Consider the following 2,920-nt stretch of genomic DNA (forward strand, 5'->3'; position numbering starts at 1 on the left):
CACGTAGGGGAGGGAACAGTCACGCCGCTCGCGTCAGGTATTGCAGGCTGAACATGCGCTGCGGATCGAACCACACCTGCTGCACGGCCAGGCCCGCCGTCGCCGCCAGCGCCGCGAAATCCGCCGGCGAATACTTGCAGCTGTATTCAACCAGCATCGCTTCGTCCTCGCGGAACAGCACCTGCAAGCGGCCGACGCGAATACGCTGTTCGCGATTGCTGAGGATATGCGTTTCGATGCGTCCGGCCATGGCGTTGTAATGCGCGCGATGACGGAATGCGCTGAGTTCGAAATTGCAGCCCAGTTCGCGATTCAGGCGGGTCAGCATGTTGAGGGTGAAGGCGGCGGTGACGCCGGCGCGGTCGTTGTAGGCGGCCTCGATGGTGGCGCGATCCTTCTTCAAATCCACCCCCACCAGGATGCCGCCGTTGTCGCCCATTTCGCTGCGCATCTTGCGCAACAGTTGCGCCGCTTCGCGATCCTCGAAATTGCCGATGGTCGAACCCGGGAAATACAGCACCGTGCGGCGAGGTGCGCGTGGCGGCACCGGCAGGCGCAGTGGCCGGGTGAAATCGACCGCCAGTGGCTGGATCGGCAACTGCGGAAAATGCTGCGCCATGCGTTCCATGCTGTGACGCAGGGGATCGGTGGAAAGCTCGATCGGCACCCATGCTACCGGCGTGGCCAGATGTTCCAGCAGCAATCGTGTCTTGATCGCGTGGCCACTGCCGTATTCGACCAGGCGCACGTCTGGACCGAGCACCTGCGCAATATCGCCGGCGTGCTGATTCAGCAGCGCGATCTCGGCACGCGTCAGGTAATACTCCGGCTGTTCGCAGATCTGCTCGAACAACGCAGAACCCTGCTCGTCGTAGAACAGCCAGGAAGGCAGGCGTTTGGGTTGCGAGCGCAATCCGCGCTGTACCACCTGCAACAACAGGTTATCCGGCGGGCGCTGTTCGTCCCGCACTGCATAGGCTTGCACACTCATCGGTCCTGTCCCAATCGGATGCCCGCAAATTGCCAGCGGGCGTGGGGCGGAAAAAAATTGCGGTAACTGGCGCGGATGTGGTCGTGCGGCGTCGCGCACGAACCTCCACGCAGCACCCATTGGCCATTCATGAATTTGCCGTTGTATTCACCCAGCGCGCCTGGCAGGGGCTTGAAGCCGGGGTAACTCACATAAGGCGAACCGGTCCATTCCCACACATCACCGTACATTTGCAGCAGGCCATCGCCGGCCGGCACCGCGGCGGGATGAAAGCGCTGGTTGTCCTGGAAATTGCCGTTGATCGGCAAGCGGGATGCGGCATCTTCCCACTCCGCTTCGGTCGGCAGGCGCGCACCGGCCCAGCGCGCGAAGGCGTCCGCTTCGAAATAGCTGATGTGGCACACCGGCGCATGTGGATCCAGCGCGCGAACACCCGCCAGCGTGAATTCGCTGGACAGGTCTTCCTGCCAATACAACGGCCGCTGCCAGCCTTCGCGCTGCACGCACGCCCAGCCGTCGGACAACCACAGACTCGCCTCGTGGTAACCGCCGTCGCGCACGAAGGCCAGGTATTCGGCATTGGTCACCAGGCGGTTAGCCAAGGCATGCGCGGAAAGCCACGTGGTATGCCGCGGCGTTTCGTTGTCGTAGGCAAAGCCGTCGCCTTCGTCGCCGATATCGACCGGGCCTTGCCGTCCGGGAAGAAAACGCAGGGGCGAGCTGCGGCTTTCGTGTCTCGTCGGTGTATTGCGGTAAGCCGGCCGCAACGGATTGCACCAGAACGCGTGCTTGATGTCGGTCAGCAGCAATTCCTGATGCTGCTGTTCGTGCTGCAGGCCCAGCTCGATACGGGCTGCTAGGGTAGCATCGACGCCGCGCGCCAGCTGTTCGCCGACGGCCTCGTCGATGCGCTCGCGGTAGTCGCGGATCTCATCGAGCGATGGCCGCGAAAGCAGGCCACGCTGCGGGCGCGCATGCATGGGCCCGACGGTTTCGTAATAGGAATTGAGCAGGTAATACCACTCGGGATTTGGGCTTCGATAGGCCGGATCATGGCCAAGCGCGAATTGCTCGAAAAACCAGGTGGTATGTGCAAGATGCCATTTGCCCGGGCTGGCATCGGGCATCGATTGTACTTGCAAGTCTTCGCCGCTCAAGCCTTCGCACAGCGCAAGCGTCTGCCGGCGGATACGCATGAACCGCGCAAGAGCATCCTCGGTACTTACGGTGAATGTGGGGACATTCATGGCGCAGTCTCGGTTGGGGCGGGCGTGCTGCGGCCCACCTTGTGGAGCACGAAACAGCGGACGATCATACAGCCACCATGCCGCAGCAGTTGTTCATATTCCGTGATGCGCACATGGCAGGAAGATGGCCCCAATACAGCGCCCTGAGGTGACTTCAATGAAGACCGTCATGTCTGCAGTGCTGGTTTTTATATTTGCTGCAACCGCCGCAAACGCGTCCGCGCAATCGGCGGCGCCGGCAAGCAATTCGCTACCGTACAAGGATTGCATCCGCCTCGACCAGATCAATGAATGGCATGTGGTGGACCCGAAAACCGCCATTGTGCGTACCGGCCCCTATCAGCGTTATCTAGTGAAGCTCAAGGCAAGCTGCGACAAGCTCGGCATCGGCAATCCCGGCATGCAGTTCGTACCCAGTGAAGCCGACAAGGCCACTACGCCCATGCGCATCTGCGGCGGCCTCGGAGAAAAAGTGCGCGCGAGAGACCAGCCCGGCTGCGCCATCGAATCGGTCAGCCTGATCGATGAAGCAGCGTTCAAGAGGTACCGCGATCGCGCAAAACACCACAGTACAACCCTTCAGCAATCTGGCAAGCATCCTTGAACCGGCAAACCCATGATTCAACCTGTTCTTGTCGTATCAGAAGCTGAGGACAGACGTTCAGCTCACCGTAAATGCGCA

At 61.3% G+C, this 2,920-nt stretch carries 3 protein-coding genes; 1 reads left to right on the forward strand and 2 read right to left on the reverse strand.

Translation table 11 applies throughout. The features are described from left to right. Window positions 1–19: 19 nt before the first annotated feature. A complete protein-coding gene (gene egtD, locus ACTHNE_RS14890; RefSeq protein ID WP_324942464.1) occupies window positions 20–991 on the reverse strand; it encodes an L-histidine N(alpha)-methyltransferase in 972 nt (323 codons plus the stop codon). Continuing rightward, the gene (gene egtB / locus ACTHNE_RS14895) at window positions 988–2,238 is read right to left on the reverse strand and encodes an ergothioneine biosynthesis protein EgtB (protein WP_440269662.1); all 1,251 of its coding nucleotides are present in this window, start codon (window positions 2,236–2,238) and stop codon (window positions 988–990) included. The genes egtD and egtB overlap by 4 nt, the downstream gene beginning before the upstream one ends. A 157-nt stretch (window positions 2,239–2,395) precedes the next feature. On the opposite strand from egtB, the gene ACTHNE_RS14900 reads away from it, so the two are divergent. Continuing rightward, the gene (locus tag ACTHNE_RS14900) at window positions 2,396–2,842 is read left to right on the forward strand and encodes a DUF6491 family protein (protein ID WP_440269663.1); all 447 of its coding nucleotides are present in this window, start codon (window positions 2,396–2,398) and stop codon (window positions 2,840–2,842) included. Window positions 2,843–2,920: the final 78 nt, after the last annotated feature.

Source organism: Dyella sp. (assembly GCF_051954575.1).
Taxonomy (GTDB): Bacteria; Pseudomonadota; Gammaproteobacteria; order Xanthomonadales; family Rhodanobacteraceae; genus Dyella_B.

Coding starts and splice junctions, on each gene's coding strand:
- egtD (WP_324942464.1), bottom strand. CDS start 991: ATGAGTGTGCAAGCCTATGCAGTGCGGGACGAACAGCGCCCGCCGGAT.
- ACTHNE_RS14900 (WP_440269663.1), top strand. CDS start 2,396: ATGAAGACCGTCATGTCTGCAGTGCTGGTTTTTATATTTGCTGCAACC.
- egtB (WP_440269662.1), bottom strand. CDS start 2,238: ATGAATGTCCCCACATTCACCGTAAGTACCGAGGATGCTCTTGCGCGG.